The sequence below is a fragment of the Staphylococcus sp. HMSC077D08 genome (assembly GCF_001837945.1).
GTDB lineage: Bacteria > Bacillota > Bacilli > Staphylococcales > Staphylococcaceae > Staphylococcus > Staphylococcus epidermidis.
Genome location: NZ_KV834801.1, coordinates 1 through 231 on the forward strand (window position 1 = coordinate 1; position 231 = coordinate 231).

At 55.0% G+C, this 231-nt stretch carries 2 tRNA genes; both read right to left on the bottom strand.

From position 1 onward, the window contains the following. Positions 1 to 51: 51 nt before the first annotated feature. Positions 52 to 125, bottom strand: a tRNA-Met gene (locus HMPREF2663_RS08645). Positions 126 to 136: 11 nt separating this feature from the next. Beyond that, positions 137 to 229: transfer RNA gene (locus HMPREF2663_RS08650), tRNA-Ser, on the bottom strand. Positions 230 to 231 lie beyond the last annotated feature (2 nt).

Consider the following 231-nt stretch of genomic DNA (forward strand, 5'->3'; position numbering starts at 1 on the left):
TGACAGGCAGGCGTGTTAACCGCTACACTACGAGACCTAATAAAACATGTATTGCGGGAGGCGGATTTGAACCACCGACCTTCGGGTTATGAGCCCGACGAGCTACCGAACTGCTCCATCCCGCGCTAATAATTAATGGCGGAGGAAGAGGGATTCGAACCCCCGCGGCCCGTTAAGGCCCTGTCGGTTTTCAAGACCGATCCCTTCAGCCGGACTTGGGTATTCCTCCAA